At 75.6% G+C, this 25,909-nt stretch carries 25 protein-coding genes; 10 read left to right on the top strand and 15 right to left on the bottom strand.

Annotated elements, in window-relative coordinates; all coding sequences use genetic code 11:
- Positions 1-28: 28 nt before the first annotated feature.
- Positions 29-529: a MarR family winged helix-turn-helix transcriptional regulator gene (locus ACIPW5_RS06150; protein WP_401241010.1), complete on the bottom strand. Its 501-nt coding sequence runs from the start codon at positions 527-529 to the stop codon at positions 29-31.
- Positions 530-598: 69 nt separating this feature from the next.
- Between ACIPW5_RS06150 and ACIPW5_RS06145 the strand changes: the two genes are divergently transcribed.
- Entirely contained in the window at positions 599-1,306 is a 708-nt protein-coding gene (locus ACIPW5_RS06145; protein ID WP_401241008.1) for a hypothetical protein, read from the top strand.
- A gap of 5 nt (positions 1,307-1,311) precedes the next feature.
- Positions 1,312-2,127, top strand: coding sequence for an SGNH/GDSL hydrolase family protein (locus tag ACIPW5_RS06140; RefSeq protein WP_401241006.1), 816 nt, complete (start codon positions 1,312-1,314; stop codon positions 2,125-2,127).
- Positions 2,128-2,362: 235 nt separating this feature from the next.
- Here the strand turns inward: ACIPW5_RS06140 and ACIPW5_RS06135 are convergent, their stop codons facing one another.
- The gene (locus ACIPW5_RS06135; protein WP_401241003.1) at positions 2,363-2,566 is read right to left on the bottom strand and encodes an EF-hand domain-containing protein; all 204 of its coding nucleotides are present in this window, start codon (positions 2,564-2,566) and stop codon (positions 2,363-2,365) included.
- Positions 2,567-2,827: 261 nt separating this feature from the next.
- Here ACIPW5_RS06135 and ACIPW5_RS06130 point away from each other — a divergent pair, with 261 nt between their 5' ends.
- The 5 genes from ACIPW5_RS06130 to ACIPW5_RS06110 all read left to right on the top strand — a co-directional run bounded on the left by ACIPW5_RS06130 (position 2,828) and on the right by ACIPW5_RS06110 (position 7,649).
- The gene (locus ACIPW5_RS06130; protein WP_401241000.1) at positions 2,828-3,490 is read left to right on the top strand and encodes a hydrolase; all 663 of its coding nucleotides are present in this window, start codon (positions 2,828-2,830) and stop codon (positions 3,488-3,490) included.
- Between the two features lie 5 nt (positions 3,491-3,495).
- A complete protein-coding gene (locus ACIPW5_RS06125) occupies positions 3,496-3,990 on the top strand; it encodes a DoxX family protein (protein ID WP_401240998.1) in 495 nt (164 codons plus the stop codon).
- Between the two features lie 62 nt (positions 3,991-4,052).
- The gene (locus ACIPW5_RS06120; RefSeq protein ID WP_401240995.1) at positions 4,053-4,883 is read left to right on the top strand and encodes an alpha/beta fold hydrolase; all 831 of its coding nucleotides are present in this window, start codon (positions 4,053-4,055) and stop codon (positions 4,881-4,883) included.
- A 136-nt stretch (positions 4,884-5,019) separates the two neighbouring features.
- Positions 5,020-6,918 carry an amidohydrolase gene (locus ACIPW5_RS06115; protein WP_401240992.1) on the top strand — a complete coding sequence of 633 codons (1,899 nt, stop codon included), beginning with the start codon at positions 5,020-5,022 and terminating at the stop codon, positions 6,916-6,918.
- 17 nt (positions 6,919-6,935) lie between these two features.
- Positions 6,936-7,649 carry a GPR1/FUN34/YaaH family transporter gene (locus ACIPW5_RS06110; protein WP_401240989.1) on the top strand — a complete coding sequence of 238 codons (714 nt, stop codon included), beginning with the start codon at positions 6,936-6,938 and terminating at the stop codon, positions 7,647-7,649.
- Between the two features lie 13 nt (positions 7,650-7,662).
- Here the strand turns inward: ACIPW5_RS06110 and ACIPW5_RS06105 are convergent, their stop codons facing one another.
- The 11 genes from ACIPW5_RS06105 to ACIPW5_RS06055 form a co-directional block, all read right to left on the bottom strand.
- Positions 7,663-8,643, bottom strand: coding sequence for a helix-turn-helix domain-containing protein (locus tag ACIPW5_RS06105; protein WP_401240986.1), 981 nt, complete (start codon positions 8,641-8,643; stop codon positions 7,663-7,665).
- Between the two features lie 123 nt (positions 8,644-8,766).
- The gene (locus ACIPW5_RS06100) at positions 8,767-11,466 is read right to left on the bottom strand and encodes an AAA family ATPase (RefSeq protein WP_401240985.1); all 2,700 of its coding nucleotides are present in this window, start codon (positions 11,464-11,466) and stop codon (positions 8,767-8,769) included.
- Positions 11,467-11,707: 241 nt separating this feature from the next.
- Positions 11,708-13,780, bottom strand: a complete 2,073-nt coding sequence (gene ligA / locus ACIPW5_RS06095) for an NAD-dependent DNA ligase LigA (RefSeq protein ID WP_401241432.1) — start codon at positions 13,778-13,780, stop codon at positions 11,708-11,710.
- A gap of 72 nt (positions 13,781-13,852) precedes the next feature.
- Positions 13,853-15,259 (bottom strand): ATP-binding protein, encoded by a 1,407-nt coding sequence (locus ACIPW5_RS06090; RefSeq protein WP_401240983.1) that lies wholly within the window; start codon positions 15,257-15,259, stop codon positions 13,853-13,855.
- Positions 15,256-15,984, bottom strand: coding sequence for a response regulator transcription factor (locus ACIPW5_RS06085; protein ID WP_401240980.1), 729 nt, complete (start codon positions 15,982-15,984; stop codon positions 15,256-15,258). Before ACIPW5_RS06085 ends, ACIPW5_RS06090 begins: the two co-directional genes overlap by 4 nt.
- A gap of 9 nt (positions 15,985-15,993) precedes the next feature.
- Positions 15,994-16,605 (bottom strand): hypothetical protein, encoded by a 612-nt coding sequence (locus tag ACIPW5_RS06080; protein ID WP_401240977.1) that lies wholly within the window; start codon positions 16,603-16,605, stop codon positions 15,994-15,996.
- A 62-nt stretch (positions 16,606-16,667) separates the two neighbouring features.
- Complete coding sequence (locus ACIPW5_RS06075) at positions 16,668-17,450, bottom strand: cytochrome c biogenesis CcdA family protein (RefSeq protein WP_401240975.1); 783 nt, start codon at positions 17,448-17,450, stop codon at positions 16,668-16,670.
- Complete coding sequence (locus ACIPW5_RS06070) at positions 17,447-18,154, bottom strand: TlpA family protein disulfide reductase (RefSeq protein WP_401240972.1); 708 nt, start codon at positions 18,152-18,154, stop codon at positions 17,447-17,449. Before ACIPW5_RS06070 ends, ACIPW5_RS06075 begins: the two co-directional genes overlap by 4 nt.
- The gene (locus ACIPW5_RS06065; protein ID WP_401240970.1) at positions 18,151-18,903 is read right to left on the bottom strand and encodes a thioredoxin family protein; all 753 of its coding nucleotides are present in this window, start codon (positions 18,901-18,903) and stop codon (positions 18,151-18,153) included. Before ACIPW5_RS06065 ends, ACIPW5_RS06070 begins: the two co-directional genes overlap by 4 nt.
- Positions 18,904-19,204: 301 nt before the next feature.
- On the bottom strand, positions 19,205-19,705 hold the full coding sequence (locus ACIPW5_RS06060; RefSeq protein ID WP_401240967.1) for a hypothetical protein: 501 nt from the start codon (positions 19,703-19,705) through the stop codon (positions 19,205-19,207).
- A 232-nt stretch (positions 19,706-19,937) separates the two neighbouring features.
- On the bottom strand, positions 19,938-20,867 hold the full coding sequence (locus ACIPW5_RS06055) for a CAP domain-containing protein (RefSeq protein WP_401240965.1): 930 nt from the start codon (positions 20,865-20,867) through the stop codon (positions 19,938-19,940).
- A gap of 369 nt (positions 20,868-21,236) precedes the next feature.
- Between ACIPW5_RS06055 and ACIPW5_RS06050 the strand changes: the two genes are divergently transcribed.
- The gene (locus ACIPW5_RS06050) at positions 21,237-22,319 is read left to right on the top strand and encodes a hypothetical protein (protein ID WP_401240963.1); all 1,083 of its coding nucleotides are present in this window, start codon (positions 21,237-21,239) and stop codon (positions 22,317-22,319) included.
- 37 nt (positions 22,320-22,356) lie between these two features.
- On the opposite strand, the gene ACIPW5_RS06045 is transcribed toward ACIPW5_RS06050, so the two are convergent.
- Positions 22,357-23,448, bottom strand: a complete 1,092-nt coding sequence (locus ACIPW5_RS06045; protein ID WP_401240961.1) for an ankyrin repeat domain-containing protein — start codon at positions 23,446-23,448, stop codon at positions 22,357-22,359.
- A 181-nt stretch (positions 23,449-23,629) separates the two neighbouring features.
- Complete coding sequence (locus ACIPW5_RS06040; RefSeq protein ID WP_401240959.1) at positions 23,630-23,896, bottom strand: hypothetical protein; 267 nt, start codon at positions 23,894-23,896, stop codon at positions 23,630-23,632.
- Between the two features lie 148 nt (positions 23,897-24,044).
- On the opposite strand from ACIPW5_RS06040, the gene ACIPW5_RS06035 reads away from it, so the two are divergent.
- Positions 24,045-25,079: an MDR family NADP-dependent oxidoreductase gene (locus tag ACIPW5_RS06035; protein ID WP_401240956.1), complete on the top strand. Its 1,035-nt coding sequence runs from the start codon at positions 24,045-24,047 to the stop codon at positions 25,077-25,079.
- Positions 25,080-25,159: 80 nt separating this feature from the next.
- Complete coding sequence (locus ACIPW5_RS06030) at positions 25,160-25,546, top strand: MerR family transcriptional regulator (RefSeq protein ID WP_401240953.1); 387 nt, start codon at positions 25,160-25,162, stop codon at positions 25,544-25,546.
- Positions 25,547-25,909: the final 363 nt, after the last annotated feature.

Genomic DNA, 25,909 nt, shown 5'->3' with positions numbered 1-25,909 from the left:
CCTCGCCGAGGGCACGGGGGCGCGGCGCTCAGCCGCGGGCGCGGTAGCCGGGGTGGACCCCCGGCGTCAGTTCCTGCTGCGCGGCGACGCGTTCGAGGAGGCCGGTGAGGAGGGCGCGCTGCTCCGGGTCGAGGGCGGCGAGCAGGGCGTCCTCGTGGGCCGCGGCCGCGCGGGAGACGGCGCCGAGCGTGCGCCTGCCCTCCGCCGTGAGGTGGAGTTCGTGGTTGCGGCGGTCCTCGGCGCTGCGCCGCCGTTCGACGAGGTCCTTGCCCTCCAGGCCGTCGATCAGCGCGACGACGCGGCTCGGCACGACGCCCAGGTCCTCGGCGAGGGCCCGCTGGCTGCGCCCCGGCTGCCCGGCGACCATGCGGAGCAGGCCGACGTCGGCCGGGGTCAGTCCCAGGTGGCCGACGCGTTCGGCGAAGCGCCCGGCGGCGTGCGCGCCGATCTGGGCGAGGAGGAACGCGGCTCCGCGCGGCCCGGTGGCCGGGGCGGGGTCCGTCGAAGGTGGTTGCCGCGGGCTGTTCACCCGCCTATCGTAAGCCACGAGAAATGATTCTCTCCAGTGAACGATTCTCATGACAGAACGGATTGTGCCGTGACTGCCACCACCACCGCCCCGCAGACCCGCAACCGCCGCGACCCGCAGGCCGGGCCGCCGCCCGGCATCCTCGCCGTGGTGTTCACCGCCCTCTTCCTGGCCGGACTCGTGCTCAGCACCCTCCTCGCGGACGGGGACACCTTCCCCTCGCCCTTCGGCTCCGCCGCGACGGCGACCGCCTACTTCCGCGACCACAGCGGCGCGGTCCGCGCCTCCGGCGCCCTGCAGTTCGCGGCCTCGGTGCCCCTCGCCCTGTACGCCGCGACCGTCTCGGCGCGGCTGCACAAGCTCGGGGTACGCGCCCCCGGCGCCACCATCGCCCTCGCCGGCGGCGTCCTCGCCTCGGCCTTCCTCGCCTGCTCCGGCCTGGTCACCTGGGTGCTGTCCCGCCCGGAGGCGGCGGGCAGCGCCGAGGCCGTACGGGTCCTGCAGTACCTGGCCTTCGGGCTCGGCGGGCCCGCCCACGTGGTCCTGCTGGGGCTGCTGATCGCCGGGATCGCCGTACCGGGGCTGCTCGCCGGCCTGCTCCCGCGCGCCCTGGCCGTGACGGGCCTGGCCGTCGCGGCGGTGGCCGAGCTGTCCACGCTGGTCCTGCTGGCCGACGGCGCCGCCCTGTTGCTGCCGGTCGCCCGGTTCGCCGGGCTGCTGTGGCTGGTCGCGGCCGGGTTCCTGCTGCCGCGCCGACGCGTCCGTGCGGAGGGCTGACCGCCATGACGAGCCCCTCCTCCACCGCCCCCGTCCAGGACCCGGCGGACCGGATGCTCCGCTTCCACCAGCCCGAGAAGGTGCTGCGCCACCTCGGCCCCGCTCCCGACGAGGCAGCGCTCGCGGCCCTGTTCGGCCTCGACCCGGCCGGCTACCGGACGCGCCTGGACCGGTTCGCGGAGCGCAACCGGGAGGCCGCCGCCGCCCTCGCGGCCGCGCCGGGGGCGGCCGCGCGCCTGGCCGCACTGCCGTTCCGGCCCGGCGAACACGTCGTGGCCGTCGGGGAGAGCACCACCGCCGACCGGCTCTCCTGGTTCGAGGTCCTGCGGCACCTGGTCCCGCAGGGCGTCCGCTGCACCAACCTGGCCGTGTCCGGCAGTACGACGGCCCAGGCCCTGGCCGGCCTGCCGCAGCTCACGTTCCAGCGGCCCGACTGGGTGCTGTGCATGCTGGGGGCGAACGACGTCCAGCGGCTGGACGGGATCCCGCTGGTGGCCGCCGCGGAGACCCGCCGTGCCCTGCGGGCCCTGCGCGATCTGACGGTCCGCCGGACCGGGGCGCGCTGGATCTGGCTCACCCCGCCCGGGGTCGACCCCGGGCGCGTCGCGCGGTACGTGCACTTCCGGCGGGCGGGGCTCGGCTGGGACGCGGCCGACCTCGACGCCGTCGCCGACCTGCTGCTCGCGGAGCCCGAGGTCACGGTCGACACCCGGGCCGCCGCCCACGGCCACACGGAGGAGGACGGCGTCCACCTCACCCCCGCCGGGCAACGGCGCGTCGCGGCGGCCGTGCTCGACGTACTGGGGCCGGGCGGGGCCTGATGCCGTAGCTGCCGCGCAGGGAGCCGTGGACCGGCTCCGCCCGGTGCCGGGGTACGCGTCCGTCGTGTTCACGAGGCCGGCGCCCGGCCCGCCTCCGGCGCGTGGCACGGGGCGCGGGGGTGCGGCGGGAACCGTGCCCGCTCCGGGCGGGAGGGCGCGTGGTCGAGGGCCCGGGCGGCCGGCTCTCACCCGCGCGGGCGCAGTCGCCCGTCCCGCCGCCCGGTCGGGCCCCCTGCTACTTCAGCAGGGTGCGGAACTCGTCGAAGTCGAGGACCCCGTCGTGGTTCGCGTCGGCCGCCATGGCCTTCTTGACCTCTTCGGCGAGGTGCCCCTGGGCGCCCTCGGCCTTGAACCCCTCCGCCAGTTCGACGATGCTGATCCGCCCGTCGCCGTCCGTGTCTATCTCGTCGAACAGCGCCTTGAGCTCGGCCTCGTTCATGACATACCCCTCTCGCGTCCACGGGCCCGAAGGCCCACATGCGCCACCACCCTGCCACACCGTCAACATCGGGCTGACGGCCGGGCGTCGGCCCGGACGCCGCGCTCCCGGAGTGCACGCAGCGGCAAGCGGCCCGGCGCGCTCGGGCAATCCGGCCCGCCCGGACGGACCTACGTTCGAGGAGTGCCGGTCACCGCAGTCGGGTGGCCGGGCAACGGACCGCTTCGGTCCCTTCACTCCGTTCCGCGAGAGGACCCTCCGATGTTCGACATCGCCCAGGTGCACGCCGCCCCCGGCGCCCGCCTGCTCACCCCCGACAACTGCGTCATGCTCTTCGTCGACCACCAGCCGCAGATGTTCTTCGGCACCGGCAGCGGTGACCGGACCGCCATCGTCAACAGCACCGAGGGCCTGGGGAAGGCGGCGCGGGCGTTCGGTGTGCCCGCCGTCCTCACCACGGTCGCCGCCGAGTCCTTCTCCGGCCCGCTCCTGCCGCAGCTCGCCGCGGTGTTCCCGGACCAGGAGCCGATCGACCGCACCAGCATGAACGCCTGGGAGGACGAGGCCCTGGTCGAGGCCGTCCGCGCCACCGGCCGCAGGAAGATCGTCCTGTCCGGGCTGTGGACCGAGGTGTGTCTCGTCCTGCCCGCCCTGTCCGCGCTGGAGCAGGGCTACGAGGTCTACGTGGTCACCGACGCTTCCGGCGGGGTGACCCCCGCCGCCCACGAGCACGCCCTCCAGCGGATGGTCGCCGCCGGTGCGGTCCCGGTGACCTGGGTGCAGGTCCTGCTGGAACTCCAGCGCGACTGGGCGCGCACCGAGACGTACGGGGCCGTCATGGAGATCGTCAAGGAGCACGCGGGCGCGTACGGCCTCGGCGTGGTCTACGCGCAGGCGGTCATCGGCGCGCACGCGGCCGGCTGACCCCGTTGGACACCGGCCTGTTGGTCCTGCGGCTGCTGGTGGGCCTGCTCATCGCCGGCCACGGGGTACAGAAGACCACCACGCACCTCGGCGGCAAGGGCCTCGACGGCGGGGCCCGCGAGTTCCGGGCCGACGGCTTCCGGGGCGGGGCGCTGACCGCCCTCGCGGCCGGCGGCGGCCAGATCGGCTCCGGGCTGCTGCTCGCGGCCGGGCTGCTGACCCCGCTCGGCGCGACCGGGGCCATCGGGGTCATGACCGTCGCCCTCACCGTGAAGTGGCCCAACGGCCTCTGGGTGCAGGACGACGGCTACGAGTACCCCCTGGTCCTGATCGGGGCCGCCGCCGCCCTCGCGGCCACCGGCCCCGGGGCCTGGTCCCTCGACCACGCGCTGGGCCTGACGCCCTACCCGGTGTGGTGGACCGCCCCCGTACTCGCGGCCGGCGTCGGCAGCGGGCTGCTCACCCGGCTCGTCCTGCGCCGCCCCCCGGCCGCCGCCTGACCGGCCCGGCCGTCCCCGTCACCCCCTTCCCCTCCCCCTATCTGCACACGAGGAGTACACACATGCCGTTCATCAAGGTCGCCGAGGGCAACTCCGCGCCCGTCGAGCTCTACTACGAGGACCACGGCGCCGGCCGGCCCGTCGTGCTGATCCACGGCTGGCCGCTCAACGGGGCCTCCTGGGAGAAGCAGACGGCCGCCCTGCTCGCCGCCGGGAACCGGGTCGTCACCTACGACCGGCGCGGCTTCGGCCGCTCCGACCAGCCCTCCGACGGCTACGACTACGACACCTTCGCCGCCGACCTCAACCAGGTCCTCACCACCCTCGACCTGCACGACGCCGTCCTGGTCGGCTTCTCGATGGGCACCGGCGAAGTGACCCGCTACCTCGGCACCTACGGCTCGGAGCGGATCGCCAAGGCCGTGCTGATCGGCGTCGTCCCGCCGTTCCTGCTCAAGACCGACGACAACCCGGCCGGCGTCGACGCCGAGGTCTTCAAGGGCATCGAGGAAGCCATCCGCGCCGACCGGTTCGCCTTCATGACCGACTTCCTCGCCGACTTCTACAACACGGACGTCCTCCTCGGCGAGCGGATCAGCCCGCAGGCCGTCCAGGCGAGCTGGAACACCGCCGTCGGCGCCTCCGCCAAGGGCACCCTCGACTGCGTCCGGGCCTGGCTGACCGACTTCCGCGAGGACCTGCCCCGCATCGACGTCCCCACCCTCATCGTCCACGGCGACGCCGACCGCACCCTGCCCATCGACTCCACCGCGGTCCCGCTGGCCCGCCTGATCGACGGCGCCGAACTGAAGGTCGTCCCCGGCGGCCCCCACGGCCTGCTCTGGACGCACGCCGACGAGGTCAACACCGCCCTGCTCACCTTCCTGGGCTGAGCGGCCCCCGCTCCGGCACGCCGGTGGCCGCTGCCCGCCCGGCAGCGGGCACCGGCACCCTGCCCCGTCCCCCGACCGAAGGAAACCCCGTGAACGACCGCCCCGTGCCGCAAGGCACCCGCCCCCGGGCCCGGGCATGAGCACCGCCGGCAGCATGCCCGTCGCCGGCCCGAACCCCTCCCCGGGCCGGCATCCCGGCAGCGCGGACCTCATCGTCCGCAACGCCAAGGTGCACACCGGGGACCCCGCCCGGCCCGCGGCCGGGGCCGTGGCCGTCCGCGACGGCCTGGTCCTGGCCCTCGGCGACGACCACGACCTCGCCGGGCTCATCGGCCCCGCCACCCGGGTCGTCGACGCGCTCGGCCGCCGGCTCGTCCCCGGACTCAACGACTCCCACCTCCACGTCATCCGCGGCGGCCTCAACTACGTGCTCGAACTGCGCTGGGACGGGGTGCGCAGCCTGCGCCGCGCCCTCGCCATGCTGCGCGAGCAGGCGGGCCGGACTCCCAAGGGCCAGTGGATCCGGGTCGTCGGGGGCTGGACGCCCGAGCAGTTCGCCGAACGCCGCATGCCGACGGTCGCCGAACTGAACGCCGCGGCCCCCGACACGCCCGTCTTCGTCCTGCACCTGTACCAGTCGGCCCTGATGAACCGGGCAGCCGTCCGCGCCGCCGGCTTCACCCGCGACACCCCCGACCCGCGCGGCGGACAGATCGTACGCGGCCGGGACGGCGAGCCGACCGGAGTCCTGCTGGCCGCCCCCGGCGCTCTGGTGCTGTACTCCACCCTCGCGCGGGCCCCACGGCTGGACGAGGCCGACCGGCGCACCTCCACCCTCCACTTCCTGCGCGAACTCAACCGCTTCGGGCTGACCTCCGCACTCGACGCCGCCGGCGGCTTCCAGAACTTCCCCGACGACTACGCCACCGTCACGGACCTGGCCCGCTCCGGCGAACTGTCCCTGCGCATCGCCTACTACCTGTTCCCCCAGACCGCCGGCCAGGAGCTGGACGACCTGCGCCGCTGGACGCGGACGGTCCGGCCCGGCGACGGCGACGCCTGGCTGCGGCTGGCCGGCGCGGGCGAGAACCTGACCTGGGCGGCGGCCGACTTCGAGAACTTCGCCGAACCGCGGCCCGTCCTCGCGGCGGACTACGAGGCCGAGTTGGAGCAGGCCGTCCGGCTGCTGGCCGAGAACGGCTGGGGCTTCCGGCTGCACGCCACCTACGACGAGACGATCCGCCGCGACCTGGCGGTCTTCGAGAAGCTCGCCGCCGAAGGCCTGTTCCCCGCCGGGAACCGGTGGCTGTTCGACCACGCCGAGACGGCCTCCGACGACAGCCTCGACCGGATCGCCGCCCTCGGCGGCGCCCTGTCCGTGCAGAACCGGATGTCCTTCCAGGGCGGCGTCTTCCTCGACCGCTACGGCGCCGCGGCGGCCTCCCGCACCCCGCCGGTCCGCGCCATGCTCGACCGCGGCCTGACGGTGGCCGCCGGGACGGACGCCACCCGCGTCTCCTCGTACAACCCGTGGGTCGCCCTGCACTGGCTCGTGACCGGGCGGACCGTCGGCGGCACGGCGCTCTACCCGCCCGAGAACCTCCTCGACCGGCGGGAGGCGCTCGACCTCTACACCCGCGGAGGGGCGAGGCTGACCGGCGAGGAGGACGTCAAGGGCGTCCTGCGCGAGGGCTGTTACGCGGACCTCGCCGTGCTGTCCCACGACTACTTCACGGTGCCCGAGGAGGCCATCCCCGACATCGAGTCGGTCCTCACGGTGGTCGGCGGGCGCATCGTGCACGCGACGGCGGAGTACGCGGGCCTGGAGGAGCCGGTACCGCCGGTCTCCCCGGCGTGGAGCCCCGTGGCCCGCTTCGGCGGGTACGCCGCCCGGGGCGACGGCGCCGGCCAGGCCGCCGCCGTGGCCGAGGCCGCCGCCGAATCCGGACGCCACCGCGCCTGGCGGGCCGCCCGCGCCGGCACCGCCCCCGTGCCCGGCCCGGACCGCCCCGTCGACCCGTGCCTGTGGCACTGAACGGGAGGGAACCCCAGATGAGCACCGAACCCGGCCCGGGACCCGCCGGCTCCGGCCCAGGGCGCCGGCACGAGCCGGACCTGCGGGCGATGACCCGGATCACGCTGCGTCCGATCGCCTCGCCGATGCCGCTCGGCTTCTTCACCGTGGCCATCGCCTCCGTGATGACCGGCTGCCTGCAACTGGGCGTCCTCGGGCCCGCCGACCGGCAGGCCGTCGCGCTGTGCGTGCTGCCCGCCTTCGCCCTGCAACTCCTCGTCAGCGTGCTGGCCTTCGGAGCCCGCGACGTGATCGCGGCCACCCTGATGGGCAGCTTCGCCGGCAGCTGGCTGGCGTACGCGCTCGTCATGGGCAGCGGCGCGCCCGGCGGGCCCCGGGTGCTGGGCGTCTTCAACCTGGCGTTCCTGTGCCTCGGAGCGCTCATGGCCGCCGTGACCCGTCCCAAGCGGGCCCTGTGGCTGGTCCTCGTGGTCTCCCTGCCCCGCTGGGCGGCGACCGGCCTGGGCGGGCTCACCGGCAGCGAAGGGGCGGTCCGTACGGCGGGGGCCCTGGGGATCCTGGTGGCGCTGGCCGCCGGCTACGCGGCGTTCGCGCTGATGCTGGAGGACGTGCGCAGCGGGGAGGTCCTGCCCGTCGGCCGCAGCGGACCCGCGCAGCACGCCGTGGAGGGCGGCCTCGCCGTCCAGCTGCGCGACATCGAGCGGCAGGCGGGCGTACGGCGCACCTTGTAGGCCGCCCGCCCGGTCAGCGGGGCGCCGGTCCCGCGGCCGCGGGGAGGCGGGCGGCGGCCTGCCATTCGCGGGGCGCCATGCCGTAGGCGGCGCGGAAGGCCCGGCTGAAGTGGGCGGGGCTGACGAACCCCCAGCGCCGGGCGACGGCCGCCACCGTGGGGACGGCCCGGGCCGGCCGGGCCAGGTCCCGGCGGCAGCGCTCCAGCCGCTCGCGCAGGATCCAGCGCCCCACCGTGGTGCCCCCGGCGTGGAACAGCTTGTGCAGGTAGCGCACCGAGACGTGGTGGGCCGCCGCGATCCGCTCCGGGCACAGGCCGGGATCGGCCAGGTGGAGCAGGACGTACTCCTGCACCCGCGCCAGCATCCCGCGCGCGTGCTCCGGCGCCCTCGGGTCGAGCAGGCCGCGGCGTTCGCGGACCAGGACGGCCAGCAGGTCGCAGGCGGTCAGGGCCAGCCGGTGACCGGTGTGCGGGTCGAGGCCGCCGGCCTGCTCCGCGAGCCGGCCCAGGAACACCGCCACCAGGCCGGACGTCCCCGAGACGCCGTCGAACAGGGTGCCGGTGGCCGCCCGGAGATCGTCGTCCGGGACGCCCAGGCTCGTCCTGGGCACCCGGAAGGCGGTGAAGCGGAAGGCGTCGGGCTGCTCGCGTACGTAGGGCCGCCCGGCGTCCGAGAGGGTGAAGGAGCCGGGCCCCACGAGGGCCTGGCGTCCGCCTTGGTCGAGCCGCGCGCCGCCGCGCTGCTGGAGGGTGACGGTCAGGTACTCCCCGCCCCCCTGGGCGATCCGGCGGGCGCTGCGGTCCACGGTCTGCGGCCCGGCCTCGACCTCGGACACCCGGATCGGGCCGAGCCCCCTGCTGGTGATCGTCCCGACCGAGGGCTCCGGCTCGTGCAGCCGGACGTCGAGCGGGATGAACGCGCCGGCCACCAGCTCGTGCCAGTAGTCGGCGCGTTCACCCGGAGGCAGCGCGAGGGTGGTCTGTACGACGGACATGAGGGGCTCCGGGTGCGGTTCGGGGTCGTTCCGCTCCCACTCTCGGCTCCGCGCTCGCCGTGGCCATCCGTCACGTGACGTACGTCGTGGACGAGGTGGACGAGGTGGACCCGGGGGGCTCCCTCAGTCCCCCGGTTCCCGCTCCACCACGTCGCGCAGCTGACTGCGCGCGGACACGCCCAGGACGGGGAACACCTGGTAGAGGTGGGTGCCGACGGTGCGCGGGGAGAGGAACAGCCGTTCGCCGATCTCCCGGTTGGTCAGCCCCTGGGCGGCGAGCCGGACGATGCGCTGGCGTTGCGGGGTCAGCGAGCGCAGGGCGCTGTGCCGGGAGGTCTCGACGGCGACGCCCGCCGCGCGCAGCTCGGCCTCGGCGCGGGCGGCCCAGGCGGCGCAGCCGAGCCCCTCGAAGACCTCGCGCGCCTTGGCCAGGGCTCCGCGGGCGTCGGCGATCTGCCGCTGCCGGCGGAGCCATTCGCCGTACTCCAGCCACACCTGGCCCCGTTCGAAGGGCCAGCGCCGGCCCGCCGGGTCCTCCAGGGCCTCCCGGAAGTACGGTCCGGCGTCGTCCGGGGCGGCGAGCAGGGCGGTGGCGCGCAGCAGGATCTGGCGCAGCCGGGCCGAGGCGCCGTCGCCGACTTCGGCGCGGACGTGGGCGAGGACGGTACGGGCCTCCTCGGCCCGGCCGGTGAGCACGGCGGCGGCCGCGAGGTCGGCGACGCCGTAACAGGACAGGTGGTAGTGCAGGGGCGCTCCCGGTCCGTCGTACAGGGCGCGCAGGTGGCGGTGGGCGGCGTTGTGGTCGCCGAGGGCCGTGGCGGCCAGGCCGGCGGCGCGGTGGGCGCGGGCCACGGTGGCGAGGGCGCCGGCCGGCTCGGTGACGGCGAGGACGGCCGCCGCGTGGCGCAGGGCCGCCTCCGGCTCACCGGTCAGGGCGCACACGGTGGCCAGGGCCGCCAGGGCACGGGCGGGCCCGAGGGTGTGCCGGCCCGCGAGGAACCGGTCGGCCAGCCGCTCGACGCCGAGGCGGGCGTCGGCCCACCGGCCGGCGTCGAGGTGGGCGAAGGCCAGGTCGGCGGCGGTGGTGCCGGCGTGGAAGTCGGCGGCGCCCTCCCACTGCGGGTTCACCACCTCGCCCAGCAGGCTGATGGACGTTTCCGTCTCGTCGAGCAGCATGCACAGGACGCCCAGGGTGTGGCTCTCGGTGGGGAGCAGGCCGGGGGCGGCCGTCACCGCGGGCAGCAGGGTGCGGATCGCCGGGCCGTGGACGAACGGGTCCGTGCACCCGGTGTCCCACAGGTGGAACGGGTGGGCGGCCATGCCCTCGTGGCCGGCGCGCGCCGCGAGCATGGGGCGGACCCGCTCCCGCTGGGCGGGCAGGCCCGAGTGGTAGGCGATGCCGGTGGCGATCGTGGAGACGCCCCCGTCGATCTGCTCCGGGCCGGGCAGTTCGCCGGGCAGCACCAGGGCGAAGGCGCGTTCCATGCGCAGGGTCAGCATGGCGACGAGGCCGCTGAGGGCCGATATCCAGTGCAGGGCCTCCGCGCCGGCGTCGAGGCGGGAGGCGTCGGAGGCCAGGGCTTCGGCCCGGTCGGTGTCGCCGACGACGACGGCCGCGTAGGCGGCGGTCGACAGCAGCCGTGTCCGCTCGGCCGCCGAGGGGTGCAGCCGGGCGGCGCGTTCGAGTCCGGCGACGGTCTCGGCGACGGCGCCGCGGGCGAGGGCGCGCAGGGCGGTGCCCTCCAGTTCGCCCGCGACGGCCGGATCGGGTGCCGTCGCGGCGGCGGAGAGCTGCCAGGCCCGCCGGTCGGGGTCCGCGCCGAGGACGGCGGCGAGCGCCAGGTGGGCGCGGCGCCGCTCGGCGAACGGGGCGGCCCCGTACACGGCGGAGCGGATGAGGGGGTGGCGGAAGACGATGCGGTCGGCCTGCAGGCGGACCAGTCCGGCGCGTTCGGCGGGCAGCCAGACGTCCGTGTCGGGGCCGGACGGCAGGGCGGCGAGGACGTCGGCGAGGGCGGCGCCTTCGGCTGCGGCGGCGACCACCAGCGCGGTGCGGGTGGCCGGGGGCAGCTCGTCGAGCCGGGCGGCGAAGGTGCGCTCCAGCAGGTCGGTGACCGGCAGGGGCCCGGCGGCGGGGAGGCCGCCGCGGGTGGCGGAACGGGCCAGCTCCACCAGGGCCAGCGGGTTGCCGGCGGCGGTGTCGAGGAGCCGACGGCGGGCGGGGCCGGCGGGGGCTCCCGGCTGTGCGGCGAGGAGTTCCTCCGCCTCGGCGGGCGGGAGCGGCGGCACGACCAGCTCCGGGACGACCGGGTCGAGCCAGTCGGGGCGGCAGCCGCGGGCGGCGACGGCCAGGGCGATGGACTCGCCGTCGAGGCGGCGGGCGAGGAAGCCGAGCACCTGGCAGCTGCCGCGGTCGAGCCACTGGGCGTCGTCGACGGCGAGCAGCAGCCGGGCGGTGGAGGCGGTCTGGGAGGTGAGGGTGAGCACGGCCAGGCTCATCATCATCAGGTCGGGCGGGGCCGGGTCCTCGCCGAGCCCGAACGCCGCCAGCAGCGCGGCCCGCTGACGGGGCGGCAGGGCTGCGGTCTCGCTCTCGCCCAGGACCGGCAGCAGCAGCTGGTGCAGGCCGGCGAAGGCGAGTTCGGACTCGGCGGCGTTGCCCCGTACCCGCAGCACCCGGGCGCCGGCGCGGGCGGCCTCCTCGACGGCGGTGTCCAGGAGCAGGGTCTTGCCCACCCCCGCCTCACCGAGGACCAGCACCGACGACGCGCGCGCCGAGAGCGCCCCGGCGATGAACGCCCGTTCTTCCTGACGTCCGATCACCACGGGACTCCTGAAACCTGTTCGTGCGGAAACACCGCCCCCGCTCGAACCGGTCGAAGGACCTGCGAAGGGCTCAGGCCGGAGCATAACCGCCACCGCCCTGACGGCGAATTCGCGAGGACCGGCGCCCGGCCGCGCGTTCCACGGAAGATCTTCCGGAGTCCTGGGTCGGATGCGCACGGATCTCCCGGTTCCGCACGTGCCGTCGCACGGCGGCGATCCGGCGGCGGGCGGCGGGGGTTCAGTCGCCGGGGAGGAAGTCGGCGACGAGGGTGGCGAACTCCTCGGGGGCGAGGATGCGGATGCCCAGTTCCTCGGCCTTGGTGCGCTTGGAGCCCGCCTTCTCGCCCGCCACCAGGAGGGTGGTGCGCTTGGACACCGACGAGGAGGCCTTTCCGCCGGCCCGCTCGACCAGTTCGTTCACCTCGTTGCGGGACAGCGCCGCGAGGGGGCCGGTCATGGAGCCGGTCACCACCACGGCCTGGCCGGCGAGCGGGCCGCCGTCCGCCGCCGCCGCGTCGTCGGAGGCGTCGGCCGCGGCGGAGGCGGCGGACGCGGGCTGCTGGGGCTCGGTGACCTGTGTGCCGACCTGCTGGGCCTGGAGCCGGTCCAGGAGCGGGGCGAGTTCCACGAGTTCGGCCGCGATGACGCGTGCCTTCTCGGTCCCGATGCCGTCGACCCCGGCCAGCGTCTCGGCGTCGGCGGCCCGGATCGCGGCCATCGAGCCGAAGTGGGCGGCGATCCGGCGGGACATCGTACGCCCGGTGCCGCGGACGCCGAGGGCGCAGAACACCCGGTTCAGTGCGGCTCCGCGGGCGGTCTCGATCGCGGTCAGGAGGTTGGCCGCGCTGGTCTCGCCCATGCGCTCCAGGCCCAGCAGCTGCTCGCGGGTGAGCGTGAACAGGTCCGCGACGTCCTTGACCAGGCCGGCCTCCACCAGCTGGACCGCGCGCGTGCCGCCGAGGCCTTCGATGTCGAGCTGGTCCCGGCCGGCCGCGTAGATCACCGACGCGACGGCCTGGCAGCTGCGGCCGCGTACGCACCGCCACCGCTGCTCGGTGGTGTCGATGGCGTCGCCGCAGCGGGGGCACGCCCCGGGGAAGACGATCGGGCTCTCGGCGCCGGTGCGCCGGTCGGCGAGCGGTGCCTCGACCCGGGGGATCACGTCGCCCGCCCGGTACACGAACACCTGGTCGCCGATCATGAGCCCGCGCCGGGTGATGTCGGAGGGGTTGTGGAGCGTGGCGTACGTGACCGTCACCCCGTCGATGACCACGGGCTCCAGGACGGCGCGCGGGGCGATGATCCCGGTCCGGCCCACGTTCCACTCGACCGCCAGCAGGCGCGTCACCTTGTGTTCGGCCGCCAGTTTCCGGGCCACCGCCCATCTCGGGGCGCGCGAGCCGTTGCCGGCCCGCCGCTGCTCCGCGGCCGTGTCGGCCTTGACGACGACACCGTCGATCCCGAACGGCAGGTCGGCGCGCAGGCCCCCGATCGCGTCGATGCGTTCCTGCACCTGCTCCAGGGTCTCGTACCGCATCGGGGCGGCGGCCGTGCGGGCGGCCGTGTGTGCGCCGAGCGCGGCCAGCCGCTCCAGCAGCGCGAGGTGGCCGAGGTCCTCGTCCAGGCCGATCGCGCCGTAGGCGAAGAAGGTCAGCTCGATCCGGTAGGGCCGGTCCTTGGCCCGCAGGGTGCCGGCCGCTCCGCTGCGGGGGTGCGCGAAGGGCGTGGCCTCGTGGGCGAGGCGGATCCGGTTGGCCTCCTCGAACTGTGCGGTCGTCAGCAGCACCTCGCCGCGCAGCTCGACGTCGACCGGCTCGGTGAGGACGGGCGGCATGCCGAGGACGGCGTCGGCCGTGTGGGTGATGTCCTCGCCGGCCAGGCCGTCGCCGCGGGTGAGGACCTGGACGAGCCGGCCGCCCCGGTAGCGGGCGGCCACCGCGAGGCCGTCGAGCTTCGGCTCGACGCACCAGCCGGCCACGGGGTGCCCGAGGCGCCGCTCCAGCCCCGCGGCCCATTCGGCGAGTTCGCCGGCGTCGAAGACGTTGTCGAGGGAGAGCATCGGCACCGAGTGCGGCACGTCACCCTGCACCGCCCCGCCCGCCACCTTGCCGGTCGGCGACTCGGCCAGCACCTCGTCCGGGTGGGCCTCCTCGTAGGCCGCGATGGCGCGCAGCAGCCCGTCGTACTCGTCGTCGCCGAGCGGGGTGGTCCCGTCGCCGTAGTACGCGGCCGACGCCGCCAGGGCGGTGGTCACGGCCTGCGCGTAGGCGGTGGGGGAAAGCAGGGCACTGTTTTCGGTCATGAACGTCATCATCGCGCCCACCACTGACAACGGCCCCGGACGCGGCGGGCGGTCGGCGTCAGCTCAGCGTCAGCGTCAGCGTCAGCGGGACGGTCGGGGCGGCCGGCGCCGGAGGCGGAGCGGGCGGCGGCGCGAGATGCGCTGCCTGCGGCCGGACGGGGGCTGGCCGGCCAGCGCGAACACCACGGTGATGCGCGCCCCGCCCAGCGGGCCGGTGTCGATGCGCACGGAACCGCCCGTGGCGCCCGCCGCCCGGTGGGCGATGTCCAGCCCCAGCCCCGTGGAACCGGTGCTGCTGCCGCGCGAGAGCGCCAGGTCCGGTTCGGGGATGCCCGGTCCGCCGTCCTCCACGACCAGTTCCACGGCCTGTGCCGTGCGCACGACCCGGACGGCGAGCGGGGTGCCGGGGCCCGTGTGCCGGAAGACGTTGCCGATGAGCGCGTCCACCACGGCGGCGATGTCGTCGTCGGAGAGGGCGACGGCCGTGGGCTCCTGGGTGAGGTCCAGGGCGCAGCAGCGGTCCTGCTGCTGCGCGAGCACCGACCAGAAGGCCGTACGCCGGCCCACGACCTCGGCGACCTCACCGCGCGGGGCGGTGGCCGGGGAGCCCGGGGCGGCTTCCGTCCCGAGCATGCCCTGCCCCATCGGGCCGACGGCGAGCGGGGTGCGCGCCGCCGCGATGATGGCCCGCAGTTCCTCCTCCAGCTGGGCGACGGCCGCCTCGACCCTGGCCGACTCCGGTGTGCCGGCCATGCGTTCGGAGGCCAGGTGCAGGGCGGTCAGCGGAGTGCGCAGCCGGTGGGACAGGTCGGCGACCAGCTCGCGCTCGACGGCGAGCAGCTCCGTCATGCGGTGGGCCATCGCGTTGAAGGCGACGCCGGCGTCCCGCAGTTCCCTGGGGCCCATCGGTTCCACCCGGGTCTCCAGGTCGCCCCGGCCCAGGGCGTGCGAAGCCTGCGCGAGGCGCCTGGAGGACCGTACGACCTTCGCGCCGAGGCGGTCGGCCACCAGCACCGAGCCGGCGATCAGCCCCACGGCCAGGAAGGCCATGACCACCCAGGACTCGGTGACCCCGCGGGTCAGTTCCGCCTCGGGGACGAAGTTCTCGATCACCGCCACCCGGTTGTCGGCGAGGACCACCGGCTGCAGGCAGATCCAGCCGTCCGGGATCTCCTGCGAGATGGACTCCCGGCCCCGCTGCGCCCGTTCGAGCAGGGCCGCGGGCGCCCGGGAGGGGCTGGGGGCGCCGTCGTAGGGGAGGTGGACGACCAGGCGCTCGGCCGCGTCCAGACTCGCCGCCGACTCGCGCAGGGCGGCCGGATCGGTGGTGAGGGTGAGCACCGGCGCCAGGGCGGCCGCCTGCTGCTCGGCCGCGGTCACGCCCTGCTCCTTGACCAGCGACATCACCAGGGCGGCCAGGGGTATGAGGAAGGAGAGCGCGACCATGGAGGTCACGGCGAGCGCCACTCCGGCCAGCGAGCGTCTCACCGCGGGGCCACCAGCTTGATGCCGACGCCGCGCACGGTCAGCAGGTAGCGCGGCGCCGCCGCGCGCTCGCCGAGCTTGCGGCGCAGGGAGGAGAGGTGCACGTCGACGGTCTGGTCGTCCACGTACGGCTCCCGCCACACCTCCGTCAACAGCCGCCGTTTGGAGACGACCTGGCCCGTGTGGTGGGCCAGGAACGCCAGCAGGTCGAACTCCCGGCGCGTCAGCCTCAGCTCCCGGCCCGCCAGGTACGCGGTGCGGGCCCCCGGGTCCACCGCCAGCTCGCCCACGGTCGTGGGGCGCAGCGGCTCGGCCGCCGGGGCGGCGGGGGCTCCGGCGGCGCCGCCGGCGACGGTGGACGGGGCGTGGCTGGAGCGCCGCAGGACGGCCTGGAGGCGGGCGATGAGCTGCCCGCCGGAGAACGGCTTGACCAGGTAGTCGTCGGCGCCCGCGTTGAGCAGTTTGATGATCTCCGCCTCGTCGTCGCGGGCGGTGGCCACCAGGACGGGCACGGAGGATATGCCCCGGATCATGCGGAGGGCGTCTCCGCCGTCCAGATCGGGCAGTCCCAGGTCGAGGACCACCGCGTCGACGGGTGTCTGGGTGACCTCCCGCAGCGCGCCGAACCCGTCGCCCACGCTGCGTACGGCATACCCGTGCTCCGCCAGGACCTCGATCAGGGACTGGCGGATGCTGGGGTCGTCTTCCACGACCAGGACGCTCGGCATGGGGCCACTCTAGGGGGCGTCGAAAACCGGTCCGTCGCCGGTGACGCGCAGGCGTACGGGACGGTCGGCGACGGGGATGGTGCAGCCTTCGCGGGTGCTGCAGCTGGCGTAGCCGAGCAGGACCGTCGCCGCCCCGGTGCCGTCGGCGCGGACGGGCAGCGTGGCGGTGACCGGGCCGTCCGGGTACACCGGGACGGGGGCGTCGACCCCGGGGAGGCTGATCGGGCGCGCCTCGGCGGCGGTGGCGAGCTCGCCGTCCGGCTTCAGTGATCCGGCCACGGCCACGGCGGTGGGGCGGCCCACGCCCTCGACGCCGGTTGCGGGGAGGGCGGTGCTGTAGAGGTGGAAGCCGGGCTTCTCGGGCGTGAAGACGGCGGTCAGCGTGCCCTTGGACGACCGCCAGTCGGAGACCGAGAGGGTGACGGTGACTCCGTTCTCGGTGAACCGGGTCGTGGGGGCGGGGGCGGCCTGCTGCGCGGGATCCTTCGCGGGCTGCTGCCCGCACGCGGCGAGCCCGGCCAGGGCGGCCGCGGTGGCCAGGGCGGCGGCGGTGCGGAGCGTCCGGTGGTGCGGTGCGTTCCGTACGGGTCGTACGGGTCGTCCGTGCGTGGGACCGTTCATGTTCTGCTGTCCCTCCTTCTCTCGTCGGTGTGTGGGTGTGGGTGGGCGGGCGGGTGGGGGCGCTAGAGGGCCGTCGCGAAGTCGGCGCTCCACAGCTGCAGTCGGTACACCAGGTCGTTCCACACGCCGGTGGCCAGCGCCGCGCCGACGAGGACGAGGAGCCCGCCCCCGGTCCGCAGCACCGCCGTGTAGTGCCGCTTGACCAGGCCGAACGCGCCCATCGCCCGGCGGAAGGCCAGCGCGGCGAGGACGAACGGCAGCCCCAGGCCGAGGCAGTAGGCGACCATCAGCAGGGCGCCGCGCACCGCGCTCGCCTCGGTCCAGGCCAGTGCCTGCACGGCCGCCAGCGTCGGGCCGATGCACGGGGTCCAGCCGACGGCGAACACCGCCCCCAGCAGCGGCGCCCCGGCGAGCCCCAGCACCGGGCGCCGGTGGCTGCGGAACTCCCGCTGGGTGAAGCCCGGCAGGAACCCCATGAACGACAGGCCCATGAGCACGGTGAACACCCCGAGCACCTGGGTGACCGCCTCCTGGTGGGCCAGGAGGGTACGGCCGAAGTAGCCGAACAGGGCTCCGCCGGAGACGAGGACGGCCGTGAAGCCGAGGACGAACAGCAGTGCCCCGGCCGCCATCCGGCTGCGCCGCCCGCCGCGCGCGTCGGCCAGGTCGGCGACCGACAGGCTGGTGACGTAGCTGAGGTAGCCGGGTACGAGCGGCAGCACGCACGGTGACAGGAAGGAGACCAGGCCCGCGAGGAAGGCCACGGGGGCCGCGATGGCGAGCGTTCCGTTCAGGAGTGACGCGGTGTCGGTGGCGGCGAGCGCCCAGGGGCCGGGCGCCGTCACGGCGCCGGCACCCGGTCCTGCGGCCGCTCCTGCTCCTGGTCCGGGGCGTGCTCCTGGGACTGGTCCTGATCCTGCTCCTGGTCCGGCTCCGCCAGCACGCGCGCGAGCAGGGGCCGCAGTTCCTCGGTGGTGACGGCTCCCCCGATTCCGGCGGCGATGCGGCCGTGCCGGTCGATCACGAGGGTCGAGGGGATCGCCTGCGGGTTGAGCAGTGCGGGCGGGAAGCGGAGCAGCATGTCGCCCTCGGGATCGTGCAGGCTGGGGAAGCCGAGGCCGTGGGCGCGGACGAACGACTTCGCGGCCGCCCGGTCCCGGTCGCGGGTGTTGATGCCGAGGAAGCTCACCCCCTGGCCGCGGGTCTGCCGGTTCAGGCGTTCCAGGTCGTCGGCCTCCGCCCGGCAGGGCCCGCACCAGGAGCCCCAGACGTTGAGCACGACGACCCGGCCCCGCAGCCCGGCGAGGCTGACCGGATTCCCGTCCAGGTCGGCGCCGGCCAGGGCGGGCGCGTCCTGGCGGGCGCCGGGGCCGACGACGTGCGCGCCCGTCGCGCCCGCCGCCGTGCCGGGCGGGTTCGCGGGGCCGCCGTCGCCGTAGCCCCCGTCACCGTTGCCGTCCGTGGCGATTCCGGCGAGGACGAGCGCGGCCGCCACCGCGAGGCCGGCCCCGGCCGGTACGGCGGCGGAGCGCAGGCGCGGCCGTCTCACGACGCCCACTTGTGCAGGAAGGAGTTGATGCCGTCCGAGGTCAGCGAGGGGTTGCCGGTGACGTGCGTGTCGGTGAGCACCTTGCCGGAGGAGGAGACCGCGACGAGGACGGGCATGGTGTAGGTACCGCCGGAGGGGCTGTACTTGCGCAGCAGCGCCGAGTTGGCGGAACTGCTGCCGCCTATGTCGATCTTGACGAGGTGGTAGTCGGCCCCCAGGATCGCCGCGGTGGCCGGCTGGGCGAACACCTTGTCGGCGGCCTTGCAGTTGCCGCACCAGTTGGCGCCGAAGTCCAGCAGAACCGTCCGCCCGTCGGCCGCGGCCGCGTTCAGCGCCGCCTGGATCTGCTTCTGGGCGTCCGCCGAAGCGTCGTAGCCGGGACCGGGTACGCGCGCCGGTGCGGGGGCGGTGGAGGCGGCGGGGCCCCGCCCGGCGGTGGACCCGCTCGCGGCGCGCGAGGGGGTGGGCGAGGGCCGGGTGCTGCCGCCGGCGGACGCGGAGGCGGAGGCGGAGGCCGGGGTGGACGGGGAGGCCGACGCGGTCGGGGACGCCTCGGCGGAGGCGCTCGCGGACGCCGTCTCCGAGGGGAGGGCCTGCGCGGTCCGTCCGGCCGACACGGGCTCGGTGGATCCGGCGGACTGTGAGGACGCCGGCCCGCAGGCGGCGGTGAGGCCCGCGGCGACCACGGCCGCGGCGATGAGCGGGAGGCGCGTCCCCAGGGGGGCGGCGGATCGGACGGGTCGAGGCATGCGAGGACTCATGGCGGATACACCCCAGGGCACGGTCGGATCGCGGGAAGGGCGAGAACGCCTCCCGGCACGTGGAAACCGTCGGCCCGACGCCGCGCCGGGGCGTCACGTCCGGCGGCACTACCCGCTTCCCGCACGTCCCGGCGCCGAGGGCCGCTCGGCTGACGCGAGCATAGGTCCGCCGGGCGCCGCCGTGACCGCTTCGGGCCGATCTTGAGGTTGCCCTAAGGAAGGGCTCACGTTCCGCTTCGGCGGAACCCGGATGGAACGGACGTATCCGTCGGCCGGCGACTGTCGGGCGTCAGAAGGAGGTCTCGCGGACGCTGGCCTTGGCCGAGGGGGTGATGGTGGCCGTGACGACCGACTGGTGGTCCGGGCCGGCGAACGTGACCGTGAGGGTGTCGTCCGACGTCTGCAAGGTGGTGGCCTTGAAACCGCGGCCGGGGATCGCGGAGATGAGGCAGACGCCCCGGCTGCCGTACCGCACGGTGACCTTGCCGCCCTGTGCGGGGATGGTGTGCGGGCCCGCGCCGCCCTGCCCGCAGTCGACGGCGTTCGCGGTGCGCTCGTCGCGCGGGGCCGCCGACGTGGCCTTGACGGGGGTCGGGGCCGCGGGGGACGGCTTCTGGGAGGCGCTCGGGGAGGCCTCGACGGACGGGCTCGGGGACGGCGGGGACGGCGAGGGGCTCGGCGCCGTCCACGCCGGCGGGGTGTCGATGACCACCGGGGCGGACCGGGCGACCGGGGGCGTGTGCCGGGTCGTGCCGACCACGAACTGGACCGTGGCGAGCACGGCGGTCACGCTGGCGGCCGTGCACGACAGCCATATGAACAGGTAACGCGGAATCCGGGGCACCGCCCCATAGTGGCCGACGCCGGGGCGGCTCCGTCACCGCCTCCCCCCTTCCTCCTCCCCCTTCCCCCTCCGTTCCGGTTCGGGGAACGCCGAAGTCCTCCGGACCCGTGGACGGGGTCGGAGGACGTCGGGGCAGCCGAGCGGCCGGTGTGGGGGGAGGGGGGAGGGGGGAGGGGGACTACCTCGGGCTGCCGAAGTTCTGCGTCCACCACGGGCCGCCGTCGCCCTTGTGGACGCCCACGCCGATCTCCTTGAACGAGCAGTTGAGGATGTTCGCCCGGTGGCCGGAGCTGTTCATCCAGGCGTTCATGACCGCGGCCGCGTCGGCCTGGCCGCGGGCTATGTTCTCGCCGAGGCCGGACCAGGCGTACCCGGCGGCCTCCACCCGGCTGGTCATGGTGGACCCGTCGGGACCGGTGTGGGACATGACGCCGCTGCGGGCCATCGTGTCGCTGTACGCGCGGGCGGCGTTGCTCAGCTTGGCGTTCATGGTCAGCGGGCCGCACCCGGCGGCCGCCCGCTCCTTGTTGACCAGGGAGAGGACCGCGGACTCGGAGCCGCTGTCGACCGTCCCGCCGCCGGAGCCCGAGCCGCCGCCCGAACCACCCGAGCCGCCCGAACCGCCGGTGCCGCGCGATCCGCCGGAACCGGAGCCGGAGCCGGAGCCCGAGCCGGAGCCGGATCCGCCGCCCGTGGACGTGGCGGGCTTGCCGGCCGGCTTGCCCGCCTGGTCCGGAGCCGGCGCGGAGCCGCCCGCCCCGTCGCCCGCGGCCGCCTTCGCGGCGTCGGGCGCGCCCGACGGGCTCGCGCTCGCCGAGGCGGAGGCGGAGGCCGAGGCGGAAGCCGACGCGGACGCGGTGGGCGTGGGGGTACCGGCGGAGGCGGTGCCGAGGCCGTCGGCCGGGCCCGAGGCCCCGGACCCGGCCTTCGTTCCGGCCGTGTCGGCCCGCCCGTCCTTGCGGCCGTCACCGCCGGAGTCGGCCACCGCCACCCCGACCGCGACCGCCGCTGCCGCCGCGGTGACCCCGAGCACGATCCGGGTGCGCACCGCCTTCCTCCGGCGTGCCTCGATCCGGGGCGACGTTTCGGGAGTTCGGTTGCGGCTCATGCGGGTAACACCTCACAGGAGAAGGGGAGGAGGGGACTCCGCCGAGCTTAGGTCGGTGATCATCGGAAAAGACGGCCGGGACGCCCACTTCAGACTCCCTTAAGGAAGCCCGCAGGGAGGCCTCAGGGAATCAATCGGGCCGACCGGGGCAATCGCCACAAGCCACCCGGGGCCTCCCCCGGCTCCGCGACCGGCACGGGCGGCACGGCCGGCTCGGGCGGCCGTAACCGGGCCGTCGGACGGGCGAGTTGCCCGAGCACGGCATACGGCGGCGGTGTCGGCCGTGCCGCCGACGGGGCAGCCGGTGCCGGGGCTGTCGGAGGCGTCGTGCATGATCGGCCCTTTGCACCGCTCCCTAGAAGGATCCCGATGAGACCCTCCGCACGCAGACCCGTACCCGCCGCTCTGGCCGCCGTCTTCGCCCTGGCCGCCACGGCCGGCTGTGGCGGGCAGGGCGAACAGGCGGGCGCCGACGGCCCCGCCAAGCCCGCCGCGGGCGCTGCGTCGAGCAGCCCGCCGGCCCCGGTCAAGGTGCCCCCGCTCTCGGCGGAGGAGGCGCGGGGCGTCGTCAAGGACGTCACCCTGAAGGTCGAGGCGGACAACTTCGACGCCGGGTACTGGAAGGGCGTCACCGAGGGCCCGCTGCTGGAGCAGCAGCTGGCCGTCGTGGAGACCAGCCGGAAGTACGGCACCGACCGGGAGCCGCGGCCCGCCGACTCCCCGGAGACGGACCCCGCGGTGCACACGTGGAGCACCGGCCGGGACGACGGCGGCGACCGGTGGATCCTCGGTGCGCACGAGGTGCAGGGCTACACCGTCGGCGACGACGCCAAGGAGGCCGTGCTGCGCTGGTCGCTGTTCCACCAGCAGCGGCCTGGTGCACCCTGGCTCGCGGCCTTCGTCGCCCGCGCTCCCGAGCCGACGGGGCTGCCCGAGGTCGCCGTCGGGCCTGACGGCCGGGCGGTCACCGGCGGGGACGCGGCGGGACTCGCAGCAGACCCGGCGAAGGTCTGCGGGCAGTACGGCGACCACCTGAACACCGACGCCGGTGCGGGCGGCGTGAAGTGGGACCGGGACGTCGCCCAGCGGAAGGCGGCCTCCGCGGAGGGGCTGGAGAGCATGCGCAAGTCCCTCGGGAAGGGCGCCAGGGTCGACTTCGGCGTCGACGTCAACCGGAGCCCGCACGGCCCCGTCTGGCGCACGACGGACGGCGGCGCCCTGGTGGCCTGCACCTCGGTCAGCAAGGTCCACACGGAGCTGGGCCCGGGCCGGTCGACGACCTTCGGCAGCAGCGGCTGGGCCGGCACGACGGGCATCCCGTGGGCCTCGTACACCCAGCGGATCATGGCCCTGACCATCCTGAAGATCCCCGCGGGCAGCGCGGCGGGGGTGTCCGTCGCGGCGGAGTCGAACCTGCCGTACTCCTTCGACGGCACGAAGAGCACCGGCTGACGGACCACCACCCGCCGCAGGACGCCGCGCGGCGGTGTCACCCGTCGGCCGTCGGGGTGTCCTCGCCCGGGCGGGGTGCGAAGGTTTCGGCCGCTTCCAGGATCTCTTCGGCCCGGCGCCGTACGTACGGGTCCTCGTCCGCGGCGAGCGTCAGCAGGACCTCCCCGGGCGCGCCCGGGGGGATGTGCCAGGTGCGCTGGTCCACGAGCAGGTCGGGGACCTCGGCCCGGACGCGGGCGCTCGGGTGGGCGGCGTACCGCAGTCCCAGGGCCCGTTGGTCCGGGTGGCTCAGGTCGCCCAGTGCCGAGAGCACGCCGGCCAGCAGGTACCGGTCCTCCTCGCCCTCCGTCGCCCAGGCGGCGAGGACGTCCGCCGTCTCCCGGCCGAAGGGGATCCGGCGGGACCGGATGTTCCGGTAGAACCGCATCCGGTAGGCGTCGAAGACCGCGAGGAGGAACTCCCGGCGGACCGGGTCCGGGTCGTGCCGGAGGGCGGTCACCGCCAGGAACGTCCCGGTGTCGGGGCGGAGCGCGAGGGCCCCCGCGGCGGCCTTCCAGTCGACGTGCTCCCAGTCGTCGTGCGCCACGGCCCTGCCGACCAGCTCGTCCACGGGTGTCAGGACGCCGAAGGCGCGTTCCAGTCCGGTGAGGACCGCACCGTGCCCGGCGCGGACGGTGAGGCCGCCGAGCGACAGCTGTTCCACGTAGCGGTGCACCGAGTCCTCGACGTACTCCTCGTGCACGGGTCCGTGCTGCGCCGCCCTTTCGCGCAGGCCCGCCTCGGCGCCGCCGCGGTGCCAGCGGCGGGCCGGCGCGAGCAGCCGCTCGCGTTCGGCTTCGGGGAGGTGCGGCGGGTCCTCACCGAGCAGGACCCCGGTCATCGCGGGCGAGCCGCCGTCGACCGCCCGCACCAGGGGCGTCGTGCCGTCCGGCAGCGGGCGGTGCGGGTCGGCACCGCCGCCGGTCAACGCGCCCGCGACGGCGGTGTCGTAGGCGCGGACCGCCAGGCACAGTACGGTCAGGCCGTCCTCCGTGGGCGTGTCCGGATCCGCTCCCGCCGCCAGCAGCACGCCCACGGCCTCCGCGTCCCCCCGCCGGACCGCCGCTTCGAGTTCCCGCCCGGACCCCATCGCAGAACCACCCCCGTCCTTTCCGAGGGCCGCATCATCGGCGCCGCGGCGGCGATCGGGAAGGCCCGGGCCGTCACGGGTTCCCCGGAGACGCCGAAGGGCGGATGTCCGGCCGCGCCGGCTTCGGACGCCTCCGCGAACCCGTCCTGCTCCACTCCTGTTCCACTCCTGAAGCGGCTGCTCAGGACTCATCGCCGATCAGCCCGAAGCCCTCGGGGAACGCTTCCAGGAACGCGCGGCGAGCCGGGTCGCCCTCGGCGGCTGCCATCTCCCCGACCAGCTCGACCAGTTCCCGTCGCTGGTCACTCGGCAGCGTGCTGACCACGTGGGCGACGCCCTCCATGACCTTGACCGCGTCGTCCTGGTCCATCCGGTCGTCCTCGGTGCCGTCGACGAACCACAGGACATCGGCCAAGGCACGGGTCAGGGACGGGTACGAGGACGTCACGGGAGTCTCCCAGCGGTTCGACGGCAGAGTCCGGTCATCCCACCACGCACCACTGACATCGCCGGTCGTGCCGTGGGCTTGACCCTGCCCCGCGGGGCAGGGGTTAGCGTCCCGGCACCCGTCGCGCCCACGTCCTGGAGGCCCGCCCGTGCCGACCACCGTCCTGCCCCGCCACGCCCGCGAAGTCCGGCTCGCCGCACGCCCCGACGGCCTGCCCGCGCCGCACCACTTCACCGTCGTGCGGACCCCGCTGCCCGAGCCGGGGCCCGACCGGGTGCTCGTACGGAACGAGCAGTTCCTGGTCTTCCCCGGCCTGCGCACCCTGATCGGCGGCGAGACCGACGGCCTGCCCCTGCCGCTCCTGCACCCCGGGGACACCCTCTTCGGCCCCGCCGTGGGCGAAGTGCTCGCCGCCCCCGCCGACGGCCCGCTGCGCCCCGGCGACCGGGTGGTCCACCTGGCGGGCTGGCGGGACCACGCCCTGCTGCCGGCCAGCGCGGTGGCCCCCCTCGACCCGGCCCTGCCGACGGCGGTCGCCCACCTCGCCCAGGGCTCCGCCGCGTACGGCGCCCTGACCCGGCTGGCCCCGGTCCGGACCGGCGACGTCGTCCTGGTGACGGGTGCGGCCGGCGCGGTCGGCACCCTGGCCGGGCAGATCGCCCGGCTCCTGGGCGCCGCACGGGTCCTCGGCAGCACCGGTTCGCCCCACAAGGCCGACCGGCTCGTACGGGAACTCGGCTACGACGAGGTCCTCTTGCGGGGTACCGAACACCCGCCCTTCGCCGACCGGCTGCGGGCCGCCGCCCCGGACGGCATCGACGTGGTCCTCGACACCGTGGGCGGCGAGCAGCTCGCGGCCGCACTGGCGGTGGCCCGGCAGGGTGCGCGGGTGGCCGTCGTCGGCGCGCTGGCCGGTCAGATGGCCGCGGAACGGGGCGGTGGCACCGCGCCCGTGGAGATCGACACCTTCCGGCTGGTGGTCCGGGGCCTGTCGCTGCGCGGATACGCCGGCACGGACCACCCCGACGTGGAGGCCGAATGGCGGGAGCGGTTCGGCGGCTGGCTGCGGTCCGGCGCGATCCGCTTCCCCCATGCGACCGTCGAGGGAATCGACGGGGCCGTGCGGGCGTTGCCCGAACTGATCGCCGGACGCCATTTCGGCGCGGTGATCGTGCAGTTGTAGCGCCCTGCGCCACCCGGCACACGACGTGTGGCACACGGCGTGCGGCACACGGCGTGCGGGACCGGGACGGGGTGGGGCGGATGCGCATCGGCGACGCGGCGGCAGCGGCGGGGACCACGGCACGGGCCCTGCGCCTCTACGAACAGCGCGGCCTGCTGCCCCCGCCCGCCCGTACCGCGTCCGGACAGCGGGAGTACGGTCCCGAGGACGTGGCCCTGGTCCGGGTGATCAGGGAACTGCTCGCGCTGGGTCTGACCATCGGGGACCTGCGCACCCGCGCGGACCGCCTCCCGCTGCTCACCCGTGACCCGGCGCCGGCCTGCGGCTCCGGGACCGGTGACGGCGGCTTCGCGCCCGTGGTCGACCGCCGCATCGCGGCCCTCGACGCCGAGCTGGCCCGGCTCCGCCGGCAGCGCGAGGAACTCGCCCGGCGGACCGGCCGCCCGCCCCTCCCGCGGGCCGAGTGACGCCCGGTCGGCGTCGTCGCCCTGTACAGCAGGGCGGAGGTGCCGCAAGCCGGGCGTCGGCCGCCCCCCGTCGTACGCCCGCCCGGCTTCCGGCGCCGGAGCACGGCCCCCGGCGGCCGCGCCGGGGCCGCGCAATCCCCCGCCGGAGTGACACGAACCTGTTCGAGCGAGTTTCAACACCCCCACCGCAGACCCCCCAAGCCCGCCGGACCGGACCGGAACATCCGTTCACCATCCGCTCCCGATTCGGCCGTGACGCACCCGATCGGGAGCCGTTCCTAGAGCACCAGTACCAGCCGTGCGTCCATCCGGAGGACCCCGTGGATCCCGTGCCGAACCGGCTCGACATCGCCGCCGCAATCG

Origin of the sequence: Streptomyces sp. NPDC090077, assembly GCF_044747545.1 — a bacterium.
GTDB lineage: Bacteria > Actinomycetota > Actinomycetes > Streptomycetales > Streptomycetaceae > Streptomyces.
Note: the sequence above shows the minus strand (reverse complement) of the source record. Positions and strands in the feature narration are given on the sequence as shown.

What these genes read in the sequence shown, in the direction of transcription:
- ACIPW5_RS06140 (WP_401241006.1), top strand. Translation starts at nt 1,312, where the DNA reads ATGACGAGCCCCTCCTCCACCGCCCCCGTCCAGGACCCGGCGGACCGG.
- ACIPW5_RS06135 (WP_401241003.1), bottom strand. Translation starts at nt 2,566, where the DNA reads ATGAACGAGGCCGAGCTCAAGGCGCTGTTCGACGAGATAGACACGGAC.
- ACIPW5_RS06130 (WP_401241000.1), top strand. Translation starts at nt 2,828, where the DNA reads ATGTTCGACATCGCCCAGGTGCACGCCGCCCCCGGCGCCCGCCTGCTC.
- ACIPW5_RS06120 (WP_401240995.1), top strand. Translation starts at nt 4,053, where the DNA reads ATGCCGTTCATCAAGGTCGCCGAGGGCAACTCCGCGCCCGTCGAGCTC.
- ACIPW5_RS06115 (WP_401240992.1), top strand. Translation starts at nt 5,020, where the DNA reads ATGAGCACCGCCGGCAGCATGCCCGTCGCCGGCCCGAACCCCTCCCCG.
- ACIPW5_RS06110 (WP_401240989.1), top strand. Translation starts at nt 6,936, where the DNA reads ATGAGCACCGAACCCGGCCCGGGACCCGCCGGCTCCGGCCCAGGGCGC.
- ACIPW5_RS06105 (WP_401240986.1), bottom strand. Translation starts at nt 8,643, where the DNA reads ATGTCCGTCGTACAGACCACCCTCGCGCTGCCTCCGGGTGAACGCGCC.
- ligA (WP_401241432.1), bottom strand. Translation starts at nt 13,780, where the DNA reads ATGACGTTCATGACCGAAAACAGTGCCCTGCTTTCCCCCACCGCCTAC.
- ACIPW5_RS06085 (WP_401240980.1), bottom strand. Translation starts at nt 15,984, where the DNA reads ATGCCGAGCGTCCTGGTCGTGGAAGACGACCCCAGCATCCGCCAGTCC.
- ACIPW5_RS06080 (WP_401240977.1), bottom strand. Translation starts at nt 16,605, where the DNA reads ATGAACGGTCCCACGCACGGACGACCCGTACGACCCGTACGGAACGCA.
- ACIPW5_RS06065 (WP_401240970.1), bottom strand. Translation starts at nt 18,903, where the DNA reads ATGCCTCGACCCGTCCGATCCGCCGCCCCCCTGGGGACGCGCCTCCCG.
- ACIPW5_RS06055 (WP_401240965.1), bottom strand. Translation starts at nt 20,867, where the DNA reads ATGAGCCGCAACCGAACTCCCGAAACGTCGCCCCGGATCGAGGCACGC.
- ACIPW5_RS06050 (WP_401240963.1), top strand. Translation starts at nt 21,237, where the DNA reads ATGAGACCCTCCGCACGCAGACCCGTACCCGCCGCTCTGGCCGCCGTC.
- ACIPW5_RS06045 (WP_401240961.1), bottom strand. Translation starts at nt 23,448, where the DNA reads ATGGGGTCCGGGCGGGAACTCGAAGCGGCGGTCCGGCGGGGGGACGCG.
- ACIPW5_RS06030 (WP_401240953.1), top strand. Translation starts at nt 25,160, where the DNA reads ATGCGCATCGGCGACGCGGCGGCAGCGGCGGGGACCACGGCACGGGCC.